General features: G+C 51.2%; 21 protein-coding genes and 1 tRNA gene. 8 read left to right on the top strand and 14 right to left on the bottom strand.

Annotation, left to right across the window (positions count from 1 at the left end; all coding sequences use genetic code 11):
* Positions 1 to 4 precede the first annotated feature (4 nt).
* A complete protein-coding gene (locus tag ACZ5ZS_RS03945) occupies positions 5 to 1,192 on the bottom strand; it encodes an acetyl-CoA C-acetyltransferase (protein WP_188597057.1) in 1,188 nt (395 codons plus the stop codon).
* Positions 1,189 to 3,210, bottom strand: coding sequence for a 3-hydroxyacyl-CoA dehydrogenase/enoyl-CoA hydratase family protein (locus ACZ5ZS_RS03940; RefSeq protein WP_188597056.1), 2,022 nt, complete (start codon positions 3,208 to 3,210; stop codon positions 1,189 to 1,191). Before ACZ5ZS_RS03940 ends, ACZ5ZS_RS03945 begins: the two co-directional genes overlap by 4 nt.
* A gap of 233 nt (positions 3,211 to 3,443) precedes the next feature.
* Here ACZ5ZS_RS03940 and ACZ5ZS_RS03935 point away from each other — a divergent pair, with 233 nt between their 5' ends.
* The 3 genes from ACZ5ZS_RS03935 to ACZ5ZS_RS03925 all read left to right on the top strand — a co-directional run bounded on the left by ACZ5ZS_RS03935 (position 3,444) and on the right by ACZ5ZS_RS03925 (position 6,010).
* Positions 3,444 to 3,869, top strand: a complete 426-nt coding sequence (locus tag ACZ5ZS_RS03935) for a MarR family transcriptional regulator (RefSeq protein WP_188597055.1) — start codon at positions 3,444 to 3,446, stop codon at positions 3,867 to 3,869.
* A 160-nt stretch (positions 3,870 to 4,029) separates the two neighbouring features.
* The gene (gene thpR, locus ACZ5ZS_RS03930; RefSeq protein ID WP_188597054.1) at positions 4,030 to 4,584 is read left to right on the top strand and encodes an RNA 2',3'-cyclic phosphodiesterase; all 555 of its coding nucleotides are present in this window, start codon (positions 4,030 to 4,032) and stop codon (positions 4,582 to 4,584) included.
* Between the two features lie 106 nt (positions 4,585 to 4,690).
* Positions 4,691 to 6,010 (top strand): FAD-dependent oxidoreductase, encoded by a 1,320-nt coding sequence (locus ACZ5ZS_RS03925; RefSeq protein WP_188597053.1) that lies wholly within the window; start codon positions 4,691 to 4,693, stop codon positions 6,008 to 6,010.
* Between the two features lie 82 nt (positions 6,011 to 6,092).
* On the opposite strand, the gene ACZ5ZS_RS03920 is transcribed toward ACZ5ZS_RS03925, so the two are convergent.
* A complete protein-coding gene (locus tag ACZ5ZS_RS03920) occupies positions 6,093 to 6,362 on the bottom strand; it encodes a winged helix-turn-helix domain-containing protein (RefSeq protein WP_075059245.1) in 270 nt (89 codons plus the stop codon).
* Positions 6,352 to 6,966 carry a hypothetical protein gene (locus ACZ5ZS_RS03915; protein WP_188597052.1) on the bottom strand — a complete coding sequence of 205 codons (615 nt, stop codon included), beginning with the start codon at positions 6,964 to 6,966 and terminating at the stop codon, positions 6,352 to 6,354. Before ACZ5ZS_RS03915 ends, ACZ5ZS_RS03920 begins: the two co-directional genes overlap by 11 nt.
* A gap of 204 nt (positions 6,967 to 7,170) precedes the next feature.
* Here ACZ5ZS_RS03915 and ACZ5ZS_RS03910 point away from each other — a divergent pair, with 204 nt between their 5' ends.
* Positions 7,171 to 8,469, top strand: coding sequence for a thermopsin family protease (locus ACZ5ZS_RS03910; RefSeq protein ID WP_188597051.1), 1,299 nt, complete (start codon positions 7,171 to 7,173; stop codon positions 8,467 to 8,469).
* Between the two features lie 43 nt (positions 8,470 to 8,512).
* Positions 8,513 to 9,610, top strand: a complete 1,098-nt coding sequence (locus ACZ5ZS_RS03905) for an MFS transporter (RefSeq protein WP_188597050.1) — start codon at positions 8,513 to 8,515, stop codon at positions 9,608 to 9,610.
* A 287-nt stretch (positions 9,611 to 9,897) separates the two neighbouring features.
* On the opposite strand, the gene ACZ5ZS_RS03900 is transcribed toward ACZ5ZS_RS03905, so the two are convergent.
* The 8 genes from ACZ5ZS_RS03900 to ACZ5ZS_RS03865 all read right to left on the bottom strand — a co-directional run bounded on the left by ACZ5ZS_RS03900 (position 9,898) and on the right by ACZ5ZS_RS03865 (position 18,123).
* Entirely contained in the window at positions 9,898 to 10,893 is a 996-nt protein-coding gene (locus ACZ5ZS_RS03900; protein WP_188597049.1) for an alcohol dehydrogenase catalytic domain-containing protein, read from the bottom strand.
* Positions 10,894 to 10,981: 88 nt separating this feature from the next.
* Positions 10,982 to 12,067 (bottom strand): saccharopine dehydrogenase family protein, encoded by a 1,086-nt coding sequence (locus ACZ5ZS_RS03895; protein WP_188597048.1) that lies wholly within the window; start codon positions 12,065 to 12,067, stop codon positions 10,982 to 10,984.
* Between the two features lie 59 nt (positions 12,068 to 12,126).
* Positions 12,127 to 13,374 carry a glycosyltransferase family 4 protein gene (locus ACZ5ZS_RS03890; protein WP_188597047.1) on the bottom strand — a complete coding sequence of 416 codons (1,248 nt, stop codon included), beginning with the start codon at positions 13,372 to 13,374 and terminating at the stop codon, positions 12,127 to 12,129.
* 34 nt (positions 13,375 to 13,408) lie between these two features.
* Positions 13,409 to 14,692, bottom strand: coding sequence for an aspartate--tRNA(Asn) ligase (aspS, locus tag ACZ5ZS_RS03885; protein ID WP_188597046.1), 1,284 nt, complete (start codon positions 14,690 to 14,692; stop codon positions 13,409 to 13,411).
* 32 nt (positions 14,693 to 14,724) lie between these two features.
* Positions 14,725 to 15,234: a transcription elongation factor NusA gene (locus ACZ5ZS_RS03880; protein WP_188597045.1), complete on the bottom strand. Its 510-nt coding sequence runs from the start codon at positions 15,232 to 15,234 to the stop codon at positions 14,725 to 14,727.
* A gap of 86 nt (positions 15,235 to 15,320) precedes the next feature.
* The gene (locus ACZ5ZS_RS03875; protein WP_188597044.1) at positions 15,321 to 16,022 is read right to left on the bottom strand and encodes an endonuclease V; all 702 of its coding nucleotides are present in this window, start codon (positions 16,020 to 16,022) and stop codon (positions 15,321 to 15,323) included.
* A complete protein-coding gene (locus ACZ5ZS_RS03870) occupies positions 15,997 to 16,617 on the bottom strand; it encodes a translin family protein (protein ID WP_188597043.1) in 621 nt (206 codons plus the stop codon). The genes ACZ5ZS_RS03875 and ACZ5ZS_RS03870 overlap by 26 nt, the downstream gene beginning before the upstream one ends.
* Before the next feature lie 57 nt (positions 16,618 to 16,674).
* The gene (locus ACZ5ZS_RS03865) at positions 16,675 to 18,123 is read right to left on the bottom strand and encodes an RtcB family protein (protein WP_188597042.1); all 1,449 of its coding nucleotides are present in this window, start codon (positions 18,121 to 18,123) and stop codon (positions 16,675 to 16,677) included.
* A gap of 569 nt (positions 18,124 to 18,692) precedes the next feature.
* On the opposite strand from ACZ5ZS_RS03865, the gene ACZ5ZS_RS03860 reads away from it, so the two are divergent.
* Together ACZ5ZS_RS03860 and ACZ5ZS_RS03855 are read left to right on the top strand one after the other, a co-directional pair.
* A complete protein-coding gene (locus ACZ5ZS_RS03860) occupies positions 18,693 to 18,923 on the top strand; it encodes a transposase (RefSeq protein ID WP_229657758.1) in 231 nt (76 codons plus the stop codon).
* Positions 18,924 to 19,056: 133 nt separating this feature from the next.
* Positions 19,057 to 20,295, top strand: coding sequence for a glycosyltransferase (locus ACZ5ZS_RS03855; protein ID WP_188597041.1), 1,239 nt, complete (start codon positions 19,057 to 19,059; stop codon positions 20,293 to 20,295).
* A 116-nt stretch (positions 20,296 to 20,411) separates the two neighbouring features.
* Here the strand turns inward: ACZ5ZS_RS03855 and ACZ5ZS_RS03850 are convergent.
* Positions 20,412 to 20,510: transfer RNA gene (locus ACZ5ZS_RS03850), tRNA-Val, on the bottom strand.
* Between the two features lie 125 nt (positions 20,511 to 20,635).
* Between ACZ5ZS_RS03850 and ACZ5ZS_RS03845 the strand changes: the two genes are divergently transcribed.
* Positions 20,636 to 22,009, top strand: a complete 1,374-nt coding sequence (locus tag ACZ5ZS_RS03845) for an NAD(P)/FAD-dependent oxidoreductase (RefSeq protein ID WP_188597040.1) — start codon at positions 20,636 to 20,638, stop codon at positions 22,007 to 22,009.
* On the opposite strand, the gene gatE is transcribed toward ACZ5ZS_RS03845, so the two are convergent.
* Complete coding sequence (gatE, locus tag ACZ5ZS_RS03840) at positions 21,993 to 23,840, bottom strand: Glu-tRNA(Gln) amidotransferase subunit GatE (protein ID WP_188597039.1); 1,848 nt, start codon at positions 23,838 to 23,840, stop codon at positions 21,993 to 21,995. The genes ACZ5ZS_RS03845 and gatE overlap by 17 nt on opposite strands.

The raw sequence follows: 23,840 nt of genomic DNA, 5'->3' as shown, positions 1-23,840 counted from the left end.
TTTATCAAGCCCTCTCCAGCACTATTGCGAATCCCTGCCCACTACCCACGCAGAGCGTGGCGACGCCAAGGTTCTTTCCCTTCTCATTCAATATCCTGGCCAGGGTTCCAGTTATCCTAGCCCCAGTGGCCCCTAGAGGGTGCCCAATCGCTATCGCGCCGCCGTGTATGTTGACTCTATTGATGTCAAGCCCCAATTGCTTAACCGCGTATAGAACCACGACCGCAAACGCCTCGTTTATTTCCCAGTAATCTATGTCCTCCGGCCTCAATCCAGCCCTCTGCAGCGCCTTCTGGCTGGCCGGCACCGGCCCCATTCCCATCAGAGCCGGGTGAACGCCTGCCCACCCCATGGATCTTATCTTGGCAAGAGGCTTCAACCCGTATTCCTTTACCTTCTTCTCGGACATCAACATGACCAGCGATGCGCCTGCGTTGAGCGGGGATGAGTTGCCAGCCGTTATGACGCCGTTAGGCATGAACGCTGGAGGCAGTTTCGATATTTGCTCGAGCGTGGTGTCGGGCCTTATGCTTTGATCCCTATCCACCACTATCCTATCTCCCTGGTACTCGACCTCGAGGGGCAGTATCTCGCCCTTGAACCACCCCTCCTCAAGCGACTTAGCCGCTAACATGTGGCTTCTGTATGCTAACTGATCCATCTCCTCCTTCGGTATTTTCGCGTACCGAGCCAGGTTCTCCGCGGTTAATCCCATGTTGTAGCCAATGCCCATTTGGAGGTGAGCATAATGAGGGTCAGTCATTAATTTGAAGTTTATCGCGACATGGGGGTTATTGCTCATTGGAACATGGGTCATATGCTCCATGCCGCCCGCCAGCACTATATCGGAGTTGCCGCTCATTATTTCCATAGCCCCTATTGAGATGGATGTCATGCTGGACGCGCACGCCCTATCCACGGCCATTGCGGGCACCTCCACGGGCAGATCGGCTAGAAAGACGGGGTGGCGACCAGCGTATAACCAGTTCTCGTCCGCCTGAAGCGCGCAACCGGTTATAACGTCGCCTATCTCCTTCGGATTAACCCCGGTCCTATTTATAGACTCCCGTATCAACTTGGCCAGGGCCTCATCCATTCTTATCGAATTGAATACGTCCTTCTCGGGCTCATTGGGACGAGACCGCGAGAACGCGGTTCTCAAAAAGTCGACTATATATACATCCATGCTCATCTCCCCCTGAAGTTGGGCTGCCTCTTCTGCGCAAATGCTGTTATTCCCTCCTTTAGATCCTCCGTGGAGAACAGCAAGCCCATCGCGGTGGACTCCATCTCCAAGCCGACATCGCTGGCCACCTCACCTGCCTTATTGGTCAACCTCTTGGCTAGCGCTATTGAAATCGGCGCCGTCCTGCTCGCTATCTCCTTGGCGTACTGGATCACCTTATCGTCGAAGCCCTCCTTGGGAAATAGGGCATTCACCAATCCCCACTCGAATGCCGTCTTCGCGCTTATTCTCTCCCCGGTTAGTATCAATTGATTTGCCCTGCTCACTCCAATCAACTTGACCGCGCGTTGAGTGCCTCCCCACCCCGGTATTAAGCCTAGGGTGACCTCCGGGAATCCAAGCTGGGCATCCTCGGTGGACACCCTTAGATCGCAGGCCAGGGATAGCTCGAGCCCTCCTCCAAGCGCGTAGCCCTTTATGGCTGCTATTGTTAGCTTTGGCATTTCCATTAGCTTCCTGAAGGTCCTTTCTCCCCTCCTGGAGAACTCGGTGAACTGGAGGGGGTTGGAGAAGTAGAAGCCCGTTAAATCGGCGCCGGCCGACATTACATCGCCGACTCCCGTGATCACCACGACGTTTACCTCTGGGTCATCCCACAACGAGTCTATCGCTGAGTTCAATTCATCGAGCACCTTGCCATTTATCGTATTATACTTGGGCCTGTTTATGCTTATCCTGGCCACCTTGAAGTCGAACTTCTCCACCTTTATGGTCTCGTACTGGCCAACGCCTTTCCCAGCCGCGATTACTTCCTCCTTGGCTGCCTCCTTGACAGGTTGTTGGGCCTTTGGCTGTTCAATCACGAACTTTATCCTGCCCTGCGCTACCTCCCTAAGCCGTCCCTCAGCTATTGATTTAGCCGGCTTGAACACATCTACGCCGAACTCCTTGGCCAGGGATTCTAGCTTCGCCTTTACATCGCTGTTACTGAGGCTCTTGGCTACCCCGAATGGACCGAATGGCCTGTTCAGTCCAAGCATCACCGCGGTATCGACATCCTCCGGCTTCTCGGCGATCCCCTCCTCCATAACTTTGACCGCCTCATTTATCTCCACGGCGAAGAAGTCCATAAGGCTCACCTTACTCGTTGCCTTCAATATATCTATTGATGGCCTCCCCTTGCTCCAGTCATAGAATCCCGCGCCTGATTTCTTGCCTAGCTTTTTCTCCTCATACAGCCTCCGTATTGTACTGCACTTACCATAGTCGCTGGACAATGCCTTGGAGAAGTACTCCATGCTGTGGTAAACCACGTCTATACCCACGAAGTCCAGCAACTCGTATGCGCCCATGGGCAGTCCCTGGCCGAGCAGCAGCGCATCGACTTCCTCCGGTGATGCAATTCCCTTATCCTGTATCAAGCATAGAAGAAGCAATTCCGGCGCCTGTATCCTGTTCACTATGAAGCCAGGCGAGTCCTTGAGTACCTTGACCGGAGTCTTGCCGAGGGATTTGGACAGGTCGAAGACCTGCTGCATCACATCGTCGCTTGTCTTCTCTCCCTTTATTACTTCGACCAGCTTCATCACCACGGGCGGATTGAAGAAGTGCATGCCGACCACCATCTCAGGCCTAGCAGTTACGGCGGCCAGGTCGCTTATGCGTATATTACTTGTGTTTGAAGCGATTATCGCGCGGCGCGGCGCTGATGCGTCGACTTCCTTGAATATCTTCAATTTCAAGTCAACTATCTCGGGCACCGCCTCAACAACAAGGTCCACATTGCTCACCGCAGCCGCCAGGTCCGTGAATGAATTTATATTGCTCATCACCTCATCAACGCTCTTCACCTTGCCCTTCTCGGCGAGCTTTGAGAGACTTTCTCTAATTCTATTCAATCCTTTCTTTAAGGCATCCTCATATGCGTCCATCAGGTTTACCTGAAACCCATTTATTGCGAAGACCTCGGCTATGCCGTGGCCCATCTCGCCTGCCCCTATAACCGCAACTTTCCTTATATCCATATCCGATCACCGTTTGATGACATAGCAATTCTACGTCTGCTTTTCCAGTTTAAAAAATTTTACTAGTATAATAATAGATCGATTTAACGCGTCTCGACCGTTGTTATCATTGTTGCGTAATCGTGCCTAGACACGGTCAATGCCCGCTTTTCTAATTATATATACTACATCTGTATAACAAAGATGATTACGTTGACGCAACGTTTTTAATCAGCAATGAATGTAGAGGAATGATGAGCGAGGAAGGAGATTATGGGGAACTTGATGAGAACGAGAGCAAGATATTGATAGCCCTCGTAAAGCTAGGCAATCAATATAACCAAAGGGAACTATGGAGAATGGCGGGGATAAACAGCAAGACAGGCATACCGGCCCTCAGCAAGCTGGAGAGGAGGGGATTCATAGAGCGGGATAAGGTAGGGGGAGATAAGAGAAGCCAGTACGTGATACGATTAACGGAGGCCGGCATAAAGAAGGCTAAGACGTTAATGGAGGGCATGAAAAGCGGCATGGGAACCGACATAGAGCTATTAATGGGAATTCCATGCTTTTTCTGCCCATATATAAAGGAGTGCGGCAGGGGCGGCCACACGAGCCCAGAGACCTGTGAATTGCTGGGCAGGTGGATTTATAACATATCTACCACCTTCAATAATTGATCCTACACGCATTAAGCCCTCAATTAGATCCTCAACGTTCATCGGCTGCGGCTCGCCCGAATTAATCTATAAGTCTAGGCGAACCGATCTGGAAGCTATCTACCACTCCATGTTTGAGGGCGTCAAGCAAAACATTTTAATCGAAACTCGATAGAAATAGATGATGAGGCTCTTCGTAGCCATAGACATAAACAACCAGACCGTGCGGAGCAAATTGAAGCGCTTCCAGGAGGAACTTGAGTCAAGCGGCGCTGATCTAAAGCTTGTGGAACTGGATAATCTACACCTAACATTGAGGTTCATAGGGGAGGTGAAGGATTCCATTGTTCCCACGATAGCGAACAAATTATCAACTATAACCGGAAATGGATTCAGAATCCACTTAACTGGAACGGGCGCCTTTCCAAACATGGATTACCCTAGAGTTGTATGGGTCGGAATGGGAGAGGGAAGCAATGAGGCGGCTGCATTTCGCGATGCCGTTAATGAAGCATTATCTGATATAGTTGGGAAGGACTCCGATGAGTTCTCACCCCACATAACCATGGCCAGGGTCAAGAGCGGCAGGAATAAGGCTAAGCTGATCCAGGCAATAAATGAATGGCAAGAAGCGGATTTCGGGTGGCAGGACGTGAATTCGATTAAATTGAAGAAGAGCACCTTAACCCCCAGGGGACCCATATATGAGGACATATATGAAGTGAGGTTAGGCTAACTCCTCCAGGCCCCCGTCGCGAATTGCCCCACCAAGATGCGGCCCTGGCCGCCTAAATTCAATCCATTCTCTCCGCCTTAAAAAGGCGCTGCTTCCCAGCCTATTTATGAAAATAGCCATAATAGGAGGCGGGGCGGCCGGCATGAGCGCGGCTTCGAGAGCCAAGAAACTGAATAATGATGCCGATGTAGTCGTGTTGGAGGAAACCAGGATTGTATCGCACGCGCCTTGCGGGATACCATATTATGTTAGCGGATACTTCTCGGATGAGCGATTATTCTCGGCATACGATGCATCTCAATTTGAAAAAATAAAGGGAGCTCACGTGAAGATAAACACAAAGGTAATGGAAATAAGGGATGGGGAGCTGGTGGTTAATGAGGGAGGGCGACGCGGCTTTATCGAATACGATAAATTGATAATAGCGACGGGAGCTAGGCCTAGATTGCCCAATATACCAATCAACGGCGATGTATTGACAGTGTACCATCCAGCCAATGCAGCCATGGTCAAGCAACGATTATGGTCAGCGCGAGACATAATCATAGTGGGGGGAGGCTTCCTCTCGATTGAAATGGCGGAGGCGTTGGCAGGCCTAGGGAAGCGAGTAACTATCATATCCAGGTCCAATCACTTGCTCTCGAGGGTACTGGACGGCGATATGTCAGCGATAGTGGAGAATAAATTAAGAGGGGCTGTCGATCTCGTATTGGGAGAGGAAGCGGTTTCGGTGGGCTTGGACATAAATGGAAGAATGGTGGTGGAGACAAGTAAGGGAAGGTACGCGGGGGATTCTGTAGTGATGGCGACGGGCATAAGGCCTAATTCCGAGCTTGCGATTAATGCTGGATTGAACGTGGGAGGAAGCGGCGGAATAATAGTTGATGACCACATGAGGACAAGCAAGCCGGACATATACGCGGCCGGGGACGTGGTGGAGACAGTCAACGCGATCACTGGACATAGAACAATTGCCCCATTCGGCCCGATAGCGAATAAGATGGGTTACGTGGCTGGAGTCAATGCGGCCGGCGGCGACATGGTGTTCCCCGGAGTCGTGTTGACCAGCATAACTAGGTTCTTCGACTTGAAGATAGGATCCACCGGGGTAAAGGAGGGGGACGCGATAAAGCTGGGACTTAATCCGAGGACCTCCATAATAAAGGCACGAACGCGGTCTAGGTATTATCCTGGCGGCGGTTTGACTTGGGTCAAGCTGGTAAGCGATAATAAGGGCAAACTAATAGGAGGCCAGGTAGTGGGCGAGGAGGGGGTGCTGGCCAGGGTAAACGTGATAGCCGTGGCGGTGCAACACGGCCTCACTATAAAGGACCTATTCTTCGCTGAGCTGGGATACTTGCCTCCTCTATCCACGGCCTGGGACCCGCTGATAATGGCCGCACGCAGGTTAATGCCTGAGGGCTGATTGAAAATAGACCGCCTCGCCTCACATTAATTGAGATGAGCTGTTCCACATAGGGGCCCCTGATCCTTTAGAAGGATGGCAGTTAAACATCTATTCCAAACGACTTAGCGAAGTTGCTCCACCTGGTGTACTCCCGGAGAAATTGAAGGCCACGGGACGTGATGCATATGCCCTCCATATTTGTCATTATCATGCCTCTCTGATCCAACTCCTTTACGTAATCCATCAACTTATCATATGATAAGTTCAGGGCCGTGGCCATCCTGGTTGGCCTGGAGCAACCATTCTTATCAAGGTAAGCCAATATGTCCGCTATTATTTCTATCCTACTGCGCTTCTTCTTATCCCTCATGGTAATTCACTTTGGTGGCTCCATTTACCAAAAAAGCCAAGCCAAGCACCCTTATCACTGAGAAGATCAATAATGATAGAAATGGATGCAGCTTGCCGCTTAACGCTTGAAGCACGAAGTTATCCACCAGCAATAAAGTGAATGCAACAGCATTTGATATTACCAGTGAGTTTCCCTTGTAGTATTGAATCCATAGCATGAGCGCCACGTATAATTGAATTGCAGGAGTAAGCAATTGCATCAATGGATTTGAATAAAGGCTTATCAAAATTAATGGAGAGGCAGATGTCGATATGTTGGTGACGGAGTAAGCGAAGGCTATGTACGCGGCCAACACGATCACGTTATATAATACAGCCACTAGGGGGGCGTGGACGAAGACTGCCCTGGAATATAGATATACTATCCTATCTATTCCATATATAAGCGATAGCGCGCTCTCCATCAATACGGCTATCCCAAGAAGCAAAAAACCAAGGGCTAGACCAAGCAGCTTGGAATTGCGAAGCAATTGAAAAGCCTTCAATGAATAAAATGACAGCATCGCTCCTATTACTAAGTAAGCAACCCCAACGCCGATAATCAAGTATACGATGGGATCCACGAATTTCAATGTGAGATTATGGCGTTTTTATCTATTATTGCGACGAGCTATGCATTGCAACTGATAATGCCCATCAAGCCCTCAGTAATGTAGGGTCACCAGAATCGCGAGGTTCAGCCATGCCCCACTAAGGAAGAAATCCTATTACTAGACCATTACACCTTGACTGTTTGGGATTTAATCCAGTGCCTGGACTGGGGTTAAATGCGGTTGGCATCGTTAATAGTATTTGCGGCGTTATTGACGTCGGGCATTGCGATTGCCGGTTACGTCCAGGCACTGCCTGCCATACCGTCCATTAATCTATCATTCTATAAGTTCATAAATGGGGCATATTATCAGAGCTTTTCAACGGATTCCATGAGCCTAGTGGACATAGATGTTATCTCCAACTCATCCGTAAATGTATATTTGATTCCGTTTAATGAATTGAGTAATTATTCCCATGCTGGCCAATTAATGGTATACTTCAATGGGAGTGGAAATCATGTAGTGGGAAGGGTAATATTGAGTAACGGTTCCTACGCAATTCTGATGCAAGCCGATGGTCAGGTCGAATCTAGGTCATTCGTCTACGAGGCGGTGAATCCATTGGAGGCGGCCAGGGTCAACATGCCCGTGGGGATGGCAGATTATGGCGTGGCGTACAGCAATGGATCGCTCACGTCGTATGAATATAATGCCACTGGATTCGTGGGGGTCGTCGAGATAGGAATGGCGGAGTCCAGCAGCTACGGGATTCAATTGAATGCCAACATGATCTTAAATGGAAGTACGTACTTCATACAAGACGAGCTTGCATATTATAATGGCAAGTTCATGTCTGTTATAAATATATGGAATGAAAGCGGCCCGCAGCTGAATGCACCGCTGATAAGCGAGGGTAACTACCTATTTGGAAGCCATGTCCTAGGCAATTCATCGCTGCCCCTCAATGCGCGCCTATTCGAGGAGGTCCATAGTAATGGAAGTAGTTACTATCTAGTGATTGGAGTCAATTCATCCATAGGTGATTGGAAAACATCGACGCGGTTACCCAGCGATGCTTGGTTCATGGTTGATGGCGGACGGCTAACTCCATTTGGTAATCTATACGATGCGGAGCTTGTGGTCGGGGGGTTTGGTAACTCCAGCATTGCCGAATTCACCGCCGCCTCAATTAATTTATCGCTGTTTATAGTCAATGGAACGCGCATCCTACGCCCACCAAGTGCTTGGAACTTCGGCGCGGATACCATGGAGGGGACCGCCAACATATCATCTACGTGGACGGGTAATTCCTCCATCATAACAATGGGTATCCAATCGCCGAGGCAATTCTACTCAACAGTCACCCCGCCGGCGATATCCATGAGCGAGATATCGCTACAAGGCGGTAATTTACTGGAATTAAGTAGCCTAATTCATGTTGGGGCTAAGTATAGGACCTACATTGAGGTGGGCGCTATAGTTCTGTTTCTCTGGGCCGTATCAACCTTAATAGGCAGGAAGGGAGGGACATAGCCAGGGCGTAACGCAATTAAACATAACACCGCCTCAAAAAGTCGTGAAGCCACTGCCGCTGGCCTTCGGCGTATTTTTATTGATAGTCATGATTAGGTTCACAACGCCATCCCTATTGCCATTTCTGGGTCAATTAATGCACGTGGATCCATCAATTGAGGGATTGCTGGTTACGGCGTACTGGATTGGATATACTGCCTTTATGATGCCCAGCGGAACATTGGTGGAGAGGGCTGGGGCTAAGGGCGCCATAATTGCCGGCATCGCATTAGCCATCATATTCTTGTCGTTTCCATCATTCATCAATTCATACGGCTACGTATTGATGCTGCAGTTCGTGGCGGGCTCGTTATCGTCCTTTATATATGTGTTCCTGGTCAGCCTAGTAGTAGCGACTCAGAGGCGGAGTGGGTTGGCTGTCGGCATTTATCAAAGTGCCTTCTTCATTGGATCATCCATTTCAATAGCGGTAACTCCGCTGTTATTCTCATTCAATCATACAATTCCATTCATTTCATACGGGATCCCATTAATTCCGTTGACGGCATTGCTGCTTGGGACCGATGTGAAGAGCGGCAAATCGGCAAGCTCTCCAGCAATTAATGCTAGGGTGGTTGGGATGGGACTGATACGGTTCGCCGCCGGCTTTTCCTACCTGGGCTTTGTTGCTTGGTCCACCTACTACTCGGTTCATGTTCTGGGGGCAACCCATTCAATGAGCGGAATATATGCCTTCACATCAACGGCGCTGGGCTCCATAGGGACTATAATAGGAGGGGCAATAGGAGATAGGTTCGGCTATGTGGCTCCAAGCATACTGGGCTCCTCCATGATAGCGGCAATAGTGTTGATAATATACTGGCTTCCCTTTCCGCTCCAAGAGACATTTATGGCCATGATGGGCTTCATGTATGGATTCTACGCATCCCCCTCCCTAGCATCATCCAAGTCATCGGCAAGGATAAGCAGCGCCAGCGCCTTCTTGAACTTCATGACCCAGCTTGGAGGAACGGCATCTCCATACTTGATTGGAAGAATGCTTGGATTCCTCGGCTTCGCCTCCGCATTTACAGCATTGGGCGTGATCTCCATGGCATTGATAATAATGGGATCGCTGTTGCTTCGAAAAATAAGCTACTGACCCCTTCCCCGCCCTGAAGGGCGAGGGTTCTCTGGGATCTTGGGGGTTACGCCCCTTTAGGGCTACTCGGCCCCCTCCCCCTACTGGCATTGCTGGGGTAGTCAGCCCCAGCCCCCCATCCTCAAAGAATTAACCGAGAGGGGCTAGCGAAACGTAGGTATCTAAACCTAATGCCCTAAAAGGCTAGGTTTGTCGTTTCTTTTATCACAAAGATAATAGATGCATTGATGCCGATTCTGACCCCTCGCCCGTTAGGACGAGACTTACCTTTCCCATATCAATTCATATTATCGGCCTATTCTGAGCATTACCCTCCCATTTCGCTGCTTGGAAAATAATCTATCCAATGCATTGCGCGCATCATTCATGTCGTACTCCTTATCCACTCTCACTTTCAATTTAGGAGATAACTTCGCCAATTCACTCAACTCCTTCCTGGTGCCTCCAGTTGATCCTATTATCCATGCCTCGCTTGAGTATAACTTAGAAATAGAAAGTGTGACCTCGCCCCCAGTTAATTGACCAAAGGTTATCCACTTCCCCCTTCGACCAACGGCTCCAATGCTGGCGGTCCACGTGCTTTGTCCAAGGGGGTCAATTACGACGTCGGCCATCCTGCCGCCCGTTAGCTTGCCGATCTCATCCACTGCCTTATCGGCTGTGACGACGTAATCGGCTCCCAACTCCCTAACCCAATCCTTCCCCGTGACGGCTATCACCTCTGCTCCCATCATTTTAGCAAGCTGAACCGCGAACTGCCCCGTATTGCCGGATGCGCCGAAGATTGCCACCACGTTTCCCGGGCGCAGTCCCGCCGACATCAATGCATGATAAGCAGTAAGCGCCGACACAGGTAGACTGGCCGCGATCTCCCAACCTATCTCAGGAATTTTAACTAAATTTTTGCCGGGCACCGCCACGTATTCGGCCCAGCCACCGTTGGTCACAACGCTCATTATTCCACCGTTTCTACATAGATGCTCCATGGATGAGAGACACATGTCGCAGGAACCATCGAATACCCTATTATAGACAGCCACGCGATCCCCTGGCTTGAAATCGCTGACGTGATCCCCGACCTCCACTACCACCCCCGCGAATTCAGCGCCTGGTACATGCGGCATGGGCCTCACGTTGATGGATGAAACAACATAGTAATCTATCGGATTCACGCCAGCCTCCATTACTTGAAGCAAAACATCATGGGAACCAAGCCTCGGCCGTTCCGTCTCGACTACTTTCAGATTATCTAATCCGCTTTCTTGGAATTGCACCACCTTCATGATTAATCAATTGATTAAATAATTAATAAACGAATCGTGGATGCTCCGCCCACGCCGTTAAGCGAGTGGCAGTTGCCGCGCTAGTCCCTCAATCAACTATCCTACGCTCGACTCTCCAAAACTTTATGCCAACCTTTCTGAGATCATCCATTACTATTCCAAACAAGTCACCGCTGTAAACGGTCTCTATGGGAGTTAATCCGCTTCCCCTTATGTAATCATCAATTATTAAGTTGGCCGTTATGGCTGCGAAGAAGCCGGTGAGCCTTGACATGGATGTGAACTGGTCGGAAGCATAATCAATGCCCTCGTATCTAATAATGGCCTCCTCGCCATCAGTGGATCCACGCGCCTCCACCACGGTTATTGAGAAATCTCTCTCGTCCCTGCCCAATGCCTTGCCAAGGACCTGGGAAGCCAACTTCCTATCATCAAGTAACCCCAGTCTCCGCAGCAATTTCATGGCCTCCAGATGGCCTCGCCACCTTATGGTGAGCTCCGCCATGTTCCTCACCTTCAATGTGCCGATCAACGTGGATAACCCATCCGTGTAGAACTCCTCGAAGTCCCCCTTTATCATTGATGTATTGAATGCCTTCACCTCATCCAAGGGATCCACGGTTGTTGGCCTGCCGTCCCTAACAACAGTGGCTGGCCTGACGTATTCATCTATTGTGCTATCAAGCGAGAATAAAATGGAGTAGTATAGGGGTGGGGATGGATTTATCGGATTGCCCCCGACGTGGATCTCCAATTGATTCACGTCGTCTAACTCACTCACGGCAGCTGCAGCCAGAAGATTAGTCAATCCGGGCGCCCATCCGCACGCCGGCACTATTATCGCTCCATTCCTCAAGGAAGCCGCCTTAGCCTCATCGTACTTCCACATGAATATCATGTCGACCATTGGAACCCCAACTGAGTGAACCGCCGCCACGGCCTCATCCGCCATTGATTGGGGAAGCGCGCCTATAACTACATCTGCATCCTTCACAATACTATCTATCCCTGCTAGGGCATCTGCCTGGGAGGCATTTATTCCAAGTGATCTAGCCCTCTCCACCTCGCTGGCCGATATATCGAAGCCCACCACCTCGTTCTCGGTGTATTTGGACAGGTAATATGCAGCGGCCCTTCCCATGGGCCCCAAGCCCAACACGACAGCCCTTCCCATCATTGACTAGATTAACGCCAGCTTTAAAGCATGCCTATGCACATTAATTGATTCCCTCATTAGTTTGCCTTTGGGCGAACCTCCTCATTGCCTTCAATGCTCCACATACTGATCACTTTCCTCAATGCATCCCACTCAGCGGTCGCCACGTCCTCCCAATTAAACTTGGCCGCAAACCTCCTTCCAAGCCTGCCCAGCAACTCCCTTTCCTCGTCATTTATCAATAGATGCACGGCCGCGGATGCCATGGAATCCACATCGCGGACGGGAACCCTTATCACGGACCTAGTTCTAAAATTGAACCTAGTGGCCGGTATATCGTGGGTCACCACTGGAACGCCGCAGCTGAGGGCCTCCAGCACAACCATGCCGACCGAGTCCAACTTGGTGGGGTAGACGAATACCTTGGATCTGGATACCAAGTCCATCAATTCCATCCTCCCCACCCCCGGCATTATATCTATCTTCAATCCCATATTAACTGCCCGCCGCCGCAGTTCCTTCACGTACCTAATCCTCTCGGGATGGCCGGCCATCACCGCCACCACGTCCTTACCCATCAATGAACGCATCCTCCGCACCACGTGAAGGAACTCAAAAATTCCCTTGCCCGGTATCAATCTACCAAAGAATATAACGTCTATGTCTTTACGCGCACCCCCGCTACGCCCCATGCTGCATGCATCCACTCCAACGCCGGGCTCTATTGGCTCCACCATCATGTTGACGCCAAGCCTCTTAAGTTCATATCCTATTGATTTAGATACGGAGAGCACGGGCACTCCCCTGAAAACGGTCTCCGCCAGCTTCAACTCGAGCAGCTTCTCGCTGAGCATGAATTGAGGCAATCTGCTCTCGTTCTGAACTATGTAGTTATTGGCTATCAACTCTATGGTGGAGGCATCGCCGTTGTACGCCAACGAGCCCACCGCGGGGGTCAGCTGCAGCAGCGCGGTCCATGGATGATCAAGGCCCTTGAACATCATGGCTAAATCGGTGTGCTCGTGGGGAATATAGAAAATATCATAATAAGAAAAATCCCTCTTGAACTTAGCCCGTATATATCTCATGTATAGGACCGCGGCTATCGGATTAGTCAACGGCCGCGGCGGCAGCACTACGGTATTGTTAACCACGAAGTCCACGAACTTGCCCTCGTAATACTCCTCTAAGGTGTTTATCAATCCCTCATAATAATTCCTAGGTATGAAGAGCGTGGGCCTCCTTGGGTACCTCGACATTGCATTGAGAATCCTCAAGTGGCCTCCCGACAGCGTCGATGCAACAGTGAATGCAGCCACGTCCACGCCCATTCAAGGATTGGGGAGTATTTAAAGGATACTAAGGGGTTAACCTATTCCTATCCCTGGGGAAAAGCACAACCTCCCGTATATTGCTCCTCCTCAGCATCACCATTAATAGCCTGTAAAAGCCAAGCCCCCAACCAGCATGGGGAGGCATGCCCCACTCATAGGCGGCCAGATGTGATTCGAAATTGGCCGGATTCAAGCCCCTGCTGATCAAGGCATTCTCGAGAAGTTTCCTATCATGTATCCTAGTCGCGCCTGACACTATCTCCACTCCATCTATTACCAAGTCAAATGATTCGCTCCGTGAGGGATCGCCCTCCACGGGCATTGTATAAAACGCGCGAAGCGACGTCGGGAAATTCACCAGGAAGAATGGGGAACCCACCTCGCCCGTGAGCGCCTCAAGTCCCTCCTTTGGAATATCATCCCCCCACCTCACGTTTATCCCCTTCTTGCCCAGCATTTCTAGTGCATCATCATAGGAGACCACGGCAAAGGGTTTTTTGGGCACTGATATTTCCTTATTCATATCCACGACGCCGGGCACTTGCAGTATCCTTGAGTAAACATTGATTATCACGTCCTCCAGTATCGACATGACATCCCTATAATTCATGAAGGCAGCCTCTAAATCCACAGATATGAACTCATTCAAGTGATAAGTGGTGCTGTGTTTTTCAGCCCTATAGGCAGGCCCTATCTCGAACACCCGCTCCAAGGAAGCCGTTAATTCCTCCTTATATAACTGGGGGCTCTGGGCCAAGTAGGCCACCACGTCGAAGTATTGAACTGGAAACAAGTCAGCCCCGCCCTCGGTGCTGGTCGATATTATCTTAGGCGTGAAAACCTCTATGAATCCCCTATCATACAGGGACTCCCTGATGGCCCTGGCCGCGGCGCTCGATGCCTTGAATATGACCAGCGACTCCGGTCTCTTCAGGTCCACGATCCTGTACCTCAGCCTAGCGTCTAGCTCCGTTTGGGCGACGTTTCCCCATATATCTATGGGAAGCGGTTTTGATTTATTTAGAATCCTCAACTCGCTTGGTATAACCTCCACGCCGCTCTTGGCTATCCGGCTCGCCTTAACTACCCCCTTCACGAGTATTACGTCTTCCTTGACCAACCCAGCCGCTGCCTCCCAAACGCTTTGCGGCACATCCCCCTTCTTAACCGTTAACTGGATAACGCCCTCCCTGTCCTTCAATATTATGAACCTTATCTTACCGACCTCCCTCACATCCCAAACCCAGCCCGCCAACTCCACTTGAGACCCATCCGGCATCGATGCTGCTTCAACCGTCCAGCTCTTCATTGCATTGGAGGAGATCACGCCGTTAAAAAGCATTAACCCACTACTTCAACTTTAACGTTCTCCCTGGTCAGCTTGCTGAGGACCTTGCCCAGCTCCGTTGGCTTGAATGGAAGCCTGCCGGTCTCGTGCCTCGGTATCTTAATTATCGTTTCATTAGTTCCATCAGGCAGCCAAGCCATTGATATGCTATATATCCTTGCCGGGTAAGTCAATTGAGTCGCAAGCTCATTTACCTTAGTAGTGTGCTCCACCAGCCTAACATTGATGCCTAGCTCGCTCGTCAATTCCTCCTCCATTTGCTTAACGATGCTCTTTGGAATTCCCCTGATGCCTACCATCGCTATCAACAATAAATTCCTCACCTTGTAGGATTTACTGTAGGATACATCTGATAGGTACTGTTTGTATTTCTGCTCCATTGATAATAGCTTATCTATCACATCCACGTCTAATTCCTCATACTCCCCGCTATCCAGAAGGGATTGGCACTTGGCACAAAACATGCGCGACTTCACGCAGAAAGTGCAAAACGGTATCTTCATCTCCTCTCGCCCACTTCACCTATGATAACCCGTTTAATTAGCTATTTAAAAACTTTCCTATTTCAAGCCTCCTTAAATCACGATATTCAACCTGATTGAGGCTTAATGGATTTCTTGGCCTTATTGGCGAGCCTATGAGCCATCAATATGGGAAGCGGCATCACAGACGAGACGCATAATTCCCTTGCCAATCTAACGGCATCGGGAAGCGAGATTAGATTGCCCACGCTGATAAAAGTGGGCCCAAGACCCGCGCCGCATCGAATCACGGCGCCCAGCTGGTCCCCAGTGGCCGGATCAAGTATGGGGGAGGCATCCACGTCCACGTCGCACTCTCCATATAATAAGGATTTGGCCACCCCAATAGTTGGCATCCCCATGGTTACTCCAAAGTGGGCCGCTATGCCTAAACGATATGGATGGGCGATGCCGTGTCCATCTATCATAACCACGTGCGGGGCCCTCTCGAGCGATTTATAGGCCATCACCATGGGCTTCAGCTCCCTAAAGGAAAGCAGGGTGGGAATATAGGGAAAATCCACTCGCGTATATATAACGGCGGAGTCCATCACAGCCTTGCTAATTGAGTCAACAATGACGGCGGCGGCCACCGCAGTATTGCCCACATAGGCGACATCCAGACCGGCCACCAATCTCCTCTCGCTCAATGGTTTCTCCACGACTAGGCCGGATAACCTGCGCTGCACTGCCCTGGCTGCGCTCAAGTTGAAGCCTCTTGGAACGCGGGATTTCACGTAGTTTTCATTTATAGTCCTCACTATCCTCATTGCCTGCAATTCCCCTCTTGACCTGATACAGGAAGAGATCAGACCGAGTGCTCTCCACGAGTTTCCTGGCCACATCAACCTTAGGCCTCAAGCCGGGCGCCAATGCATTAGGTATTATCAATAGGGAGAGGGATTCATATATTTCCTCCATGCGTTTAAACAAGGCCTCCGCGTCGCTGGCCCTTCCAAGCCTCAGCATGTCCAGCACTATGCGGCGCAGTTCTCCAACCACGTCGCCCAGCCCGAGCACGTAGGGGATATCATATATCCCCAACTCCTCTGGGGTTGGGTATCTATTGAACTTGATCAGGTGGTAGAGTATCATGGCCTCCGCGTACTCCGCTAATGGCCCATCCAATAATCCACTATAGTACACCTCGGGAACCTTCTTTGCCGCGTCGACCACGCTCTTAACTTGATCTACTATTCTATCAACGCTGTTGGACTTGGAATCCAGATCGCCCTTGGCTATCCTCAATATCACTTCCTTGGACGTCCTTATTATATCCCTGGTATCCTTAAGCAGCTTTTCCCGCGTCTCATCGATGACCCTCACCCTGTCCTCTATCGACTTAATTATACTGCCTAACTCCATGAATGCGGATCAGGTATATGCTTAAAAAGATTAAGAGGAGAAACTCAAATAGTTGCTTCATCCCTTCACAACGCCTATAGGCCTTGTCCTCACAACCTTGCGGGCCAGCCCAAGAGCATCGGCTGTCTCCACCACCGAGTCCACATCCTTATAGGCCTCCGGGGCCTCCTCGCTTATTATCTCCGATTCAGCGCTCCTGACAACTATGCCCCTCCCCTCCAGCGCTGACTTAACCTTGCTGGGAGGCAGCATCCTAACTGCGGCGGACCTACTTAATTGCCTCCCAGCCCCATGGGGAGCGGTTCCGAATGTCAGGTCCATCGATGTAGCTGCCCCCACCAGTATATAGGACCCAGTCCCCATGCTTCCGGGAATGAGGACGGGCTGGCCTATATCCCTGTAAACCTTGGGTATCTCCGGCCTACCCGCTGGAAACGCCCTGGTGGCTCCCTTCCTGTGAACCCAAACGCTCCTTCTCTGCCCCTCCACGTCGTGCTCCTCCAACTTCGCGATGTTGTGGGCAACGTCGTAGACCACCCTCATTCCCAGCTTATCCGGGTCCTTATTAAACACGGACCTGAATGCCTCCCTGACCCAGTGCATCAATAGGTGGCGGTTGGTCCATGCATAATTGGCGGCTGCCGCCATGGCGTGCAAGTAATCCTGGGCCTCCCTCGTATTCACGGGCATGGATACTAACTCCCTATCCGGCAGCACGAGCCCCCATTGCCGTATCTTTCCCTCCGCTATTCTAATGTAATCCGTGGCCACTTGATGGCCAAGTCCCCTGGAGCCGCTGTGTATCATGATTAAAACCTGCCCCACCTCGTCTATTCCAAATGCCTTGGCTACCTTCTCATCGAATATCCGCTCCACTGCCTGGACCTCTATGAAATGATTCCCGGAACCTATCGTGCCGAGCTCGCCCCGTCCCCGCTCCTTTGCCCTTTGACTTACCTTGGATGCATCAGCATAGTCCCAACTGCCGTTCTGCTCTATCCGCTCCTGATCCTCGCTCCAACCGTATCCCTTCCCTATCGCCCAGGCAACCCCCTCATTGAGCACCCTATCCAGCTCTCCCACCTGGAGCTTCACGTGGCCCGTCTCCCCAACGCCGGCTGGAGCTAGCTTGAATATGGCGTCCACCAGCTCCCTGAGCTTGGGCTTCACATCGTCTATCTTCAAGTCCGTTCTCAACACCCTGACGCCGCAGTTTATGTCATACCCAATACCGCCTGGACTTATTGCGCCCGAACTGGCATCGACTGCAGCAACTCCCCCCACTGGAAATCCATAGCCTTGATGCGCATCCGGCAACGCTATGCTGTACTTATATATTCCCGGCAGGCAAGCCACGTTGGCGACCTGTTCAAGCGTTAAGTCATTCCTCATTTTCTCCATCAATGAATCACTTGCAAATATCCTGGCCGGCACCTTCATGCACGGCTTGTAATCCCTAGGTATCTCCCAAACATTGCTCCCTATCTTTCGCAGGGGAGGAACCATGGAGGAGGGACCCTATAATTCCTTTTAAACTTGAGCCCCAACCTTACGCTAAATCACCAGTTAATAACGGCTTTTCAACTCAATGAATAGAGAAGAGGACAAGCCTCGCTCCTTCTAGGGGCGGGGATAGTTTTTAACCACCCATCCGCTCCCCCCGTGGCGTCCTCACCTGGTCAATCTTCAGAGGATGAGGAGCGGGGGCCGATCACCCCCGCAATGCCGGGGGAGGACCAGCTAAACGAATAGGAGGACTAACGTAATCCGCCTCCTGCCAAACGGCTCCCCGGAAAGAAAGTTAAGGAGGTTAGCCAATGAATGTGCCAAGCTCTTCAATGAGGTGAACCACGAGAGAAGGCAACAATTCTTCCACGAGCTTGCAAGAGAGAAAAGGAAGACTTTTTGAGAAACTATACAGGCGTCTTCTGCATCTTTACAGAAAGCTTGGTGTCCCACTTGGTGAAAACGCTCTATGAGCTTGGGATGTCTACCATTTTATCTAGGTTATCCATACAATATAGCACGAGACAAGGAATAAGTTCACTACAAATCTGTGGTCTTACCGCGAGTTGATGGAAGCAATCGAGTTTAAAGCACAAGAATATGGCATGAAGGTGTTCGAGGTTGTTGAGTACGACACGTCAAGGCTACGCGACTACCACGGCGTGGAGGTTAAAAGAAACCCAAGAGGAGTCGTTAATTGCCTAAGGGGGCATAAGATGCACAGCGACTTAAACGGTACTTTGAACATCCTTAAGAAAGCGGTAGGTAAAGTAGTATCTGCAATTAAGAAACCACTGTAATTCCTAGTTCTCCACGATGGAGTAGCACCCGTTAAGGGGGTGTAACCCTCCAGACCCCGGAGAGCCCCGCCCCTCAGGACGGGGAGGAGGTCAGCACTGAATATTTTTATAGTTCATGATAATTGGCACTGCAATGAATGGTGGATATGCCGTAGTCAGTCATCGATACTGGGGGTCGCCGGGTGGGGGGCAGTTGGTGGATGCCGCTGCTGCCGTTGCGTTAAGCGAGGCCGGCTTTGAGCCCATACTAACCGGCACTTTCCCATTCGATCCCTCAAAGTACATGGAGTGGTACGGGATAGATCTAGCCAAGTTCAAGATAATCACGCTTTCAATTGGGGTTAAGGCATTCGGATTATGGACTAGGCTATATGCGTGGCGGCCAGCGGAGGTCGCGGTGAAGAAATACCGAGCCTCCCTCCTATTCACAGATGAGCAAACATACAAACCCCTATTGAAATACCGGGAATCCCTTAGAATAATTGAATATATACATTTCCCCCTTGAGGTGGTGGTGGATCCCAAGTTCAAGGGATCGGGCTTAGCGTATGGGGAGGATCCCTATATAATGGAGAGATACGGCAAGTTCCCCCTCAACATATACTGGAAGATATTCACGGCAATGCTGCCCAGATACATGAGGAGGAACCCATTTGAAGATGCCAATGCAGTGTTGACTAATTCGAAGTGGACGGCCAACGTGGTAAAGATGGTCTACGGCGGGGAACCCATCGTGCTTAACCCGCCAATAGCCCCCAACACGGAGGCAAGCCCGTCTCCAAGCGTAGAGGCAAGGTCGAGGAGCATAGTAATGCTGGGCAGGTTCAGCGAGGAGAAGAGGTATCACTGGGTGGTCACGGAGGTGATGCCTAAATTGATAAAGCAATTGCCGGATGCAAGGCTGATAATATTCGGGGGAGCCACCACGAGGACCCAGATCAATTACATGAATAGGGTGGCCGAAATGGCTCGACGCGCCGGGCTAAGCGTTAATGTGGGAGAACCGGGAGGCGCTGCAATAAACATAGTGCCCAACGCGCCTCGATCCAGCATAAATTCCGCAATGGATTCAGCACGGGCGTTTTTGCATGCTACCATAAATGAGCACTGGGGAATAGCTGTGGCCGAGGCCATGGCCAGGGGATTGCCGATAGTTGTGCATAAATCAGGAGGGGCATGGACTGACTTGGCGGAGGAGGGATTAAGGGGGGTTGGTTACTCCGACTCAGATGAAGCCGTCCAGGGATTGATTAGGCTTCTCAGCGATGACTCGGACTTTAAACGCTTCTCGACGGCAGCCATGGAGAAAACAAAGGGCTTAACAATTAGGACGTTCAGCGATAAATTGAAGGAGATCGTCGCTAAAATATGAACCAGTTCAGAGGAACAGCCTTGGATTGCTGTGACATATAGAGGGGACCATTTATTGAAGCCAGCCATGACGAGAAAGCGGGGCGTATTCCTCGCTCAATGTATTGGGTTAAGACGTGGTGGGTCCGCCGGGATTTGAACCTTCCCCGGGCAACTCGGCCCGACCGGGATCTCTCCCGCGTCAGGGGAGTATCCTAACCGCTAGACTACGGACCCTTGGTCATTCGACGGGGAGCGCGGTTTTTAATTTTTACCTTACCGGAACCCGGGCAGGGATGTGGCGGGATCCTGAAAGTGCGCGAGCCGATAAGGTTAAAACCCAATGCATGGGGGGCGATTGCATGAGCAATAGATACGACGTGGTGATAGTGGGAGCCGGAACTGCTGGTTCATATGCTGGCCACCTATTGGCCAAGAATGGTTTTAGCGTCGCCATAGTGGAGAGGAAGAGAGTTGATGATATATTCAAGGTAACCGGGGACGCCATAGGATCCCACCACGTTGAGTCGCTGGGCCTGGGACTGGAGAGCGGGGTAGCAATGATTCACTATAAGGGCGCTGACGTCTTTAGCCCAGACATGAGCGTTAGATATAGGGTGTTGGGCGAGGGGTATGGGCTGGACATGAGTAAGTGGGGGCCATGGCTGGCCAGGCAAGCCGTAAATAATGGAGCTACCATATACGAGAGGCGATCCGTTACGGCTCCAATACTTGATAATGGTAGGGTGGCGGGGGTCAAGGTAACGAGCGAGGATGGGCATGGAGAGTCGGAGGTTATTGGCAAGGTAGTGATAGACGCGTCAGGCGCGACTGGGGTGGTCAGGAGCAGGTTGCCCTCTAATTGGCTAATATCGGAGCCCCTATTGCCAGAGGATGCATCTTATGCCTACAGGGAGATAATAGAGGTGGATTACGATATAGAGGAGCCCGAGTTCATAAAGATATACCTCGACAACAACATATCGCCGGGCGGCTATTGGTGGCTCTTCCCGAAGTCCAGGAATACAATGAACATAGGGCTGGGCATATGGGGGAAGCTCGTCAAGGAGAAGGGATTGAACCCCAGGCAGAACTACGAGAAGTACTTGGCTAACTCCAAGTACGTTCACGGTCGCAAGATAATCCACAGCGGAGGTGGCATAGTGCCCACTAGGAGGCCTTTGAAGTCAATGGTGGGTCCATCCATACTGGCCGTGGGGGATGCCGCGGTGGCCGTCAATCCTGTCCACGGAGGCGGCCTCGGGCCCGCGCTCGAGTCGGCCAAGCTGGCCAGCGATGCGGTTGCGGCTGCGTTTGAAAAGGGGGATCTATCCATGAAGGGATTATGGAGCTATAACACTAGCTACTTGAAGGTGTACGGGATAAAGCAGGCGAAGCTGGATGTGTTTAGGTTAATGCTGCAATCGCTGAGCGACGAGGAGATAAACAAGGGCTTGAAGGCCAGGATACTGACCGAGGACGATGTATTGGAGATATCGATAAAGGGATCAATGTCTATAGGAGCGGTGAGGAGGGTCAGGGCTGGGGCCAAGCTGCTCTCGGTTCCGTCCCTCGCAGTGAAGCTGGTCACCGCGTTGAACTACATGAAGAGCATTGGCTCCATTTACGAGCGGTACCCAAGCGATCCTGGCAGCATAGATAAATGGAGCGTGGAGTTAATAAGCAAGTACAATGAGTACAGGAAGAAGCTGGGCTTGCCTATGATGATGAATTAAAGCGCTTCAACGCGGCGGAGACGTCTCTGGCGTCTATCCTCCCCCTGTACCTCTTCATCACTTCCTGCATTATCACCGCTTCACTGCTCGTGCCTAGCTTGGAGGCAGTATCCCTAACTATCCTCTCAACGTCCTCCGGCGATAATTTGAACAATCCCCTTTCCCTCACTATATCCTCCACCCTGGTTGAGCCGCGGCGCTTCGCGTACTCCTCCAGCGCCTCCCCTATTGCCTCCCTAGTTATCTTGCCGTCCGCGTAGAGCTTTATTGCCTCCTCTATGCCAACGATGGGGTCGACAGACCACCCCTCCTCCCTACCTATGTACTTCAACGTATTCACGAATAGCGATGCTATGAGAGTCGGCGATGCCTTGCCTCCATAGATCGATATTAACCTATCGACGTCCCTGGAATAGGGGGACCTGACTACCTGCATCGCTAACTCCCTGCTCATCCCCATCCCCACGTACCTTCTCAACTGCTCATCAATTGGCTCCGGCATAAGCGATGCAGCCCTCTCCAGCAGTGCCTTCGTTATCCTCACCGGCCTTAGATCCGTCTCCGGATACATGCGGGCCGAGCCCGGCCGGGGCCTTAGGAATTTGGTCGTCCCATCATCGTTAGCCGCCCTCGTCTCCTCCGGAACGCCCTTAAACGCCTCGTTGATCCTATCAACGACGACCGTGGCTGCCTCAACGAGCTCGGACTCCTCAATGCCGCTTAACAATATAAACGAATCAACGCCTAGCCTAGACTTAATCCTCTCCACCTCCTCGCTCGTTATTCCATAATTGGGAAGCTCATCGCTGTGGAGCAAACCGCCTAACTCCGTCCAACTGCGCACCCTATCGGCAAGCTCGGACCCGAACCGCCTCTTTGGTTGAAGCTCGAAGCCCAGTATGCCGGAGAGCCCGGGCAGTTTTATCGCCATCACCTTTCCTCCCTGCTCGACCACGGACCGAATTAGGTTCGACTTGGTAGAGGCAAGCTCGCTCGTCACGTCAACTAAGTCCGGCGAGTAGGGCTTGAGGCCTCTTCTATTTAATTCATCCCTAATCTTCAAGAGATTCACCTGCCTCTCCACCTCGTACTGAATAACTTTAGGTATTAGGGAGAGCTCAGGCACGCCCTTAACCTCTACCTTAGCGCCGCCCTCTATTGATATATTGAGGTCTTGCCTAATCGAGCCTAGCCCCCTCTTTGCCTTGCCCGTATTCCTGACCGTTTGCCCCAGGTAGAACGCTATATCCATTATGGCGTTCGGCGGGTACTCCATGGGACCCGTCGATATTTCTATCAATGGTATGCCCAACCTATCCAGCCTGTAGATTACCTCTCTTCCGTTCTCCCCCATTCGCCGCGCCGCGTCCTCCTCCAGCGCAATGGTCCATATGGGAACCTTCAGATCCATGAATGTGACCAAACCATTCCTGGCGACCAAGGCGGTTCTCTGGAATCCAGACGTGTTGGATCCATCGATGACGACCTTCCTCATCACTATCACCTCATCAAACGGCTTTGCATTGAACCGCATGGAAACAGCCAAGGCAGTGCTGAGGGCCTCCTCGTTCATATCGTGAGGCGGCTCCTCGTCCAGCTCCACCAGGCACGTGGAGTCGTTGTACCCCTCATAAACGTAGACGCGCCTCTTCCTGAACTCCCAGAGAGCCGCTGGATCTACTTGGCCGAGCTCGCTCATGGATGGACGGAGGCGACGCTTGATCGTGAAGTGGGGGTCATCATTCCTCAGCGTGGTTGGGCACCTGCAAAAAAGCTTGGATTCAGTGTCTAATTGAACGTGAATCTCCAATCCAACCTTATGCTTAACCAC

Source organism: Thermocladium modestius (assembly GCF_055398215.1).
Note: the sequence above shows the minus strand (reverse complement) of the source record. Positions and strands in the feature narration are given on the sequence as shown.

Coding starts and splice junctions, on each gene's coding strand:
- ACZ5ZS_RS03845 (WP_188597040.1), top strand. CDS start 20,636: ATGAGCAATAGATACGACGTGGTGATAGTGGGAGCCGGAACTGCTGGT.
- ACZ5ZS_RS03940 (WP_188597056.1), bottom strand. CDS start 3,210: ATGGATATAAGGAAAGTTGCGGTTATAGGGGCAGGCGAGATGGGCCAC.
- ACZ5ZS_RS03895 (WP_188597048.1), bottom strand. CDS start 12,067: ATGGGAAGGGCTGTCGTGTTGGGCTTGGGGCCCATGGGAAGGGCCGCT.
- ACZ5ZS_RS03925 (WP_188597053.1), top strand. CDS start 4,691: ATGAAAATAGCCATAATAGGAGGCGGGGCGGCCGGCATGAGCGCGGCT.
- ACZ5ZS_RS03870 (WP_188597043.1), bottom strand. CDS start 16,617: ATGGAGTTAGGCAGTATAATTAAGTCGATAGAGGACAGGGTGAGGGTC.
- ACZ5ZS_RS03900 (WP_188597049.1), bottom strand. CDS start 10,893: ATGAAGGTGGTGCAATTCCAAGAAAGCGGATTAGATAATCTGAAAGTA.
- thpR (WP_188597054.1), top strand. CDS start 4,030: ATGATGAGGCTCTTCGTAGCCATAGACATAAACAACCAGACCGTGCGG.
- aspS (WP_188597046.1), bottom strand. CDS start 14,692: ATGAAGAGCTGGACGGTTGAAGCAGCATCGATGCCGGATGGGTCTCAA.
- ACZ5ZS_RS03875 (WP_188597044.1), bottom strand. CDS start 16,022: ATGAGGATAGTGAGGACTATAAATGAAAACTACGTGAAATCCCGCGTT.
- ACZ5ZS_RS03865 (WP_188597042.1), bottom strand. CDS start 18,123: ATGGTTCCTCCCCTGCGAAAGATAGGGAGCAATGTTTGGGAGATACCT.
- ACZ5ZS_RS03945 (WP_188597057.1), bottom strand. CDS start 1,192: ATGAGCATGGATGTATATATAGTCGACTTTTTGAGAACCGCGTTCTCG.
- ACZ5ZS_RS03920 (WP_075059245.1), bottom strand. CDS start 6,362: ATGAGGGATAAGAAGAAGCGCAGTAGGATAGAAATAATAGCGGACATA.
- ACZ5ZS_RS03860 (WP_229657758.1), top strand. CDS start 18,693: ATGGAAGCAATCGAGTTTAAAGCACAAGAATATGGCATGAAGGTGTTC.
- ACZ5ZS_RS03880 (WP_188597045.1), bottom strand. CDS start 15,234: ATGAAGATACCGTTTTGCACTTTCTGCGTGAAGTCGCGCATGTTTTGT.
- ACZ5ZS_RS03855 (WP_188597041.1), top strand. CDS start 19,057: ATGAATGGTGGATATGCCGTAGTCAGTCATCGATACTGGGGGTCGCCG.
- ACZ5ZS_RS03935 (WP_188597055.1), top strand. CDS start 3,444: ATGAGCGAGGAAGGAGATTATGGGGAACTTGATGAGAACGAGAGCAAG.
- ACZ5ZS_RS03910 (WP_188597051.1), top strand. CDS start 7,171: ATGCGGTTGGCATCGTTAATAGTATTTGCGGCGTTATTGACGTCGGGC.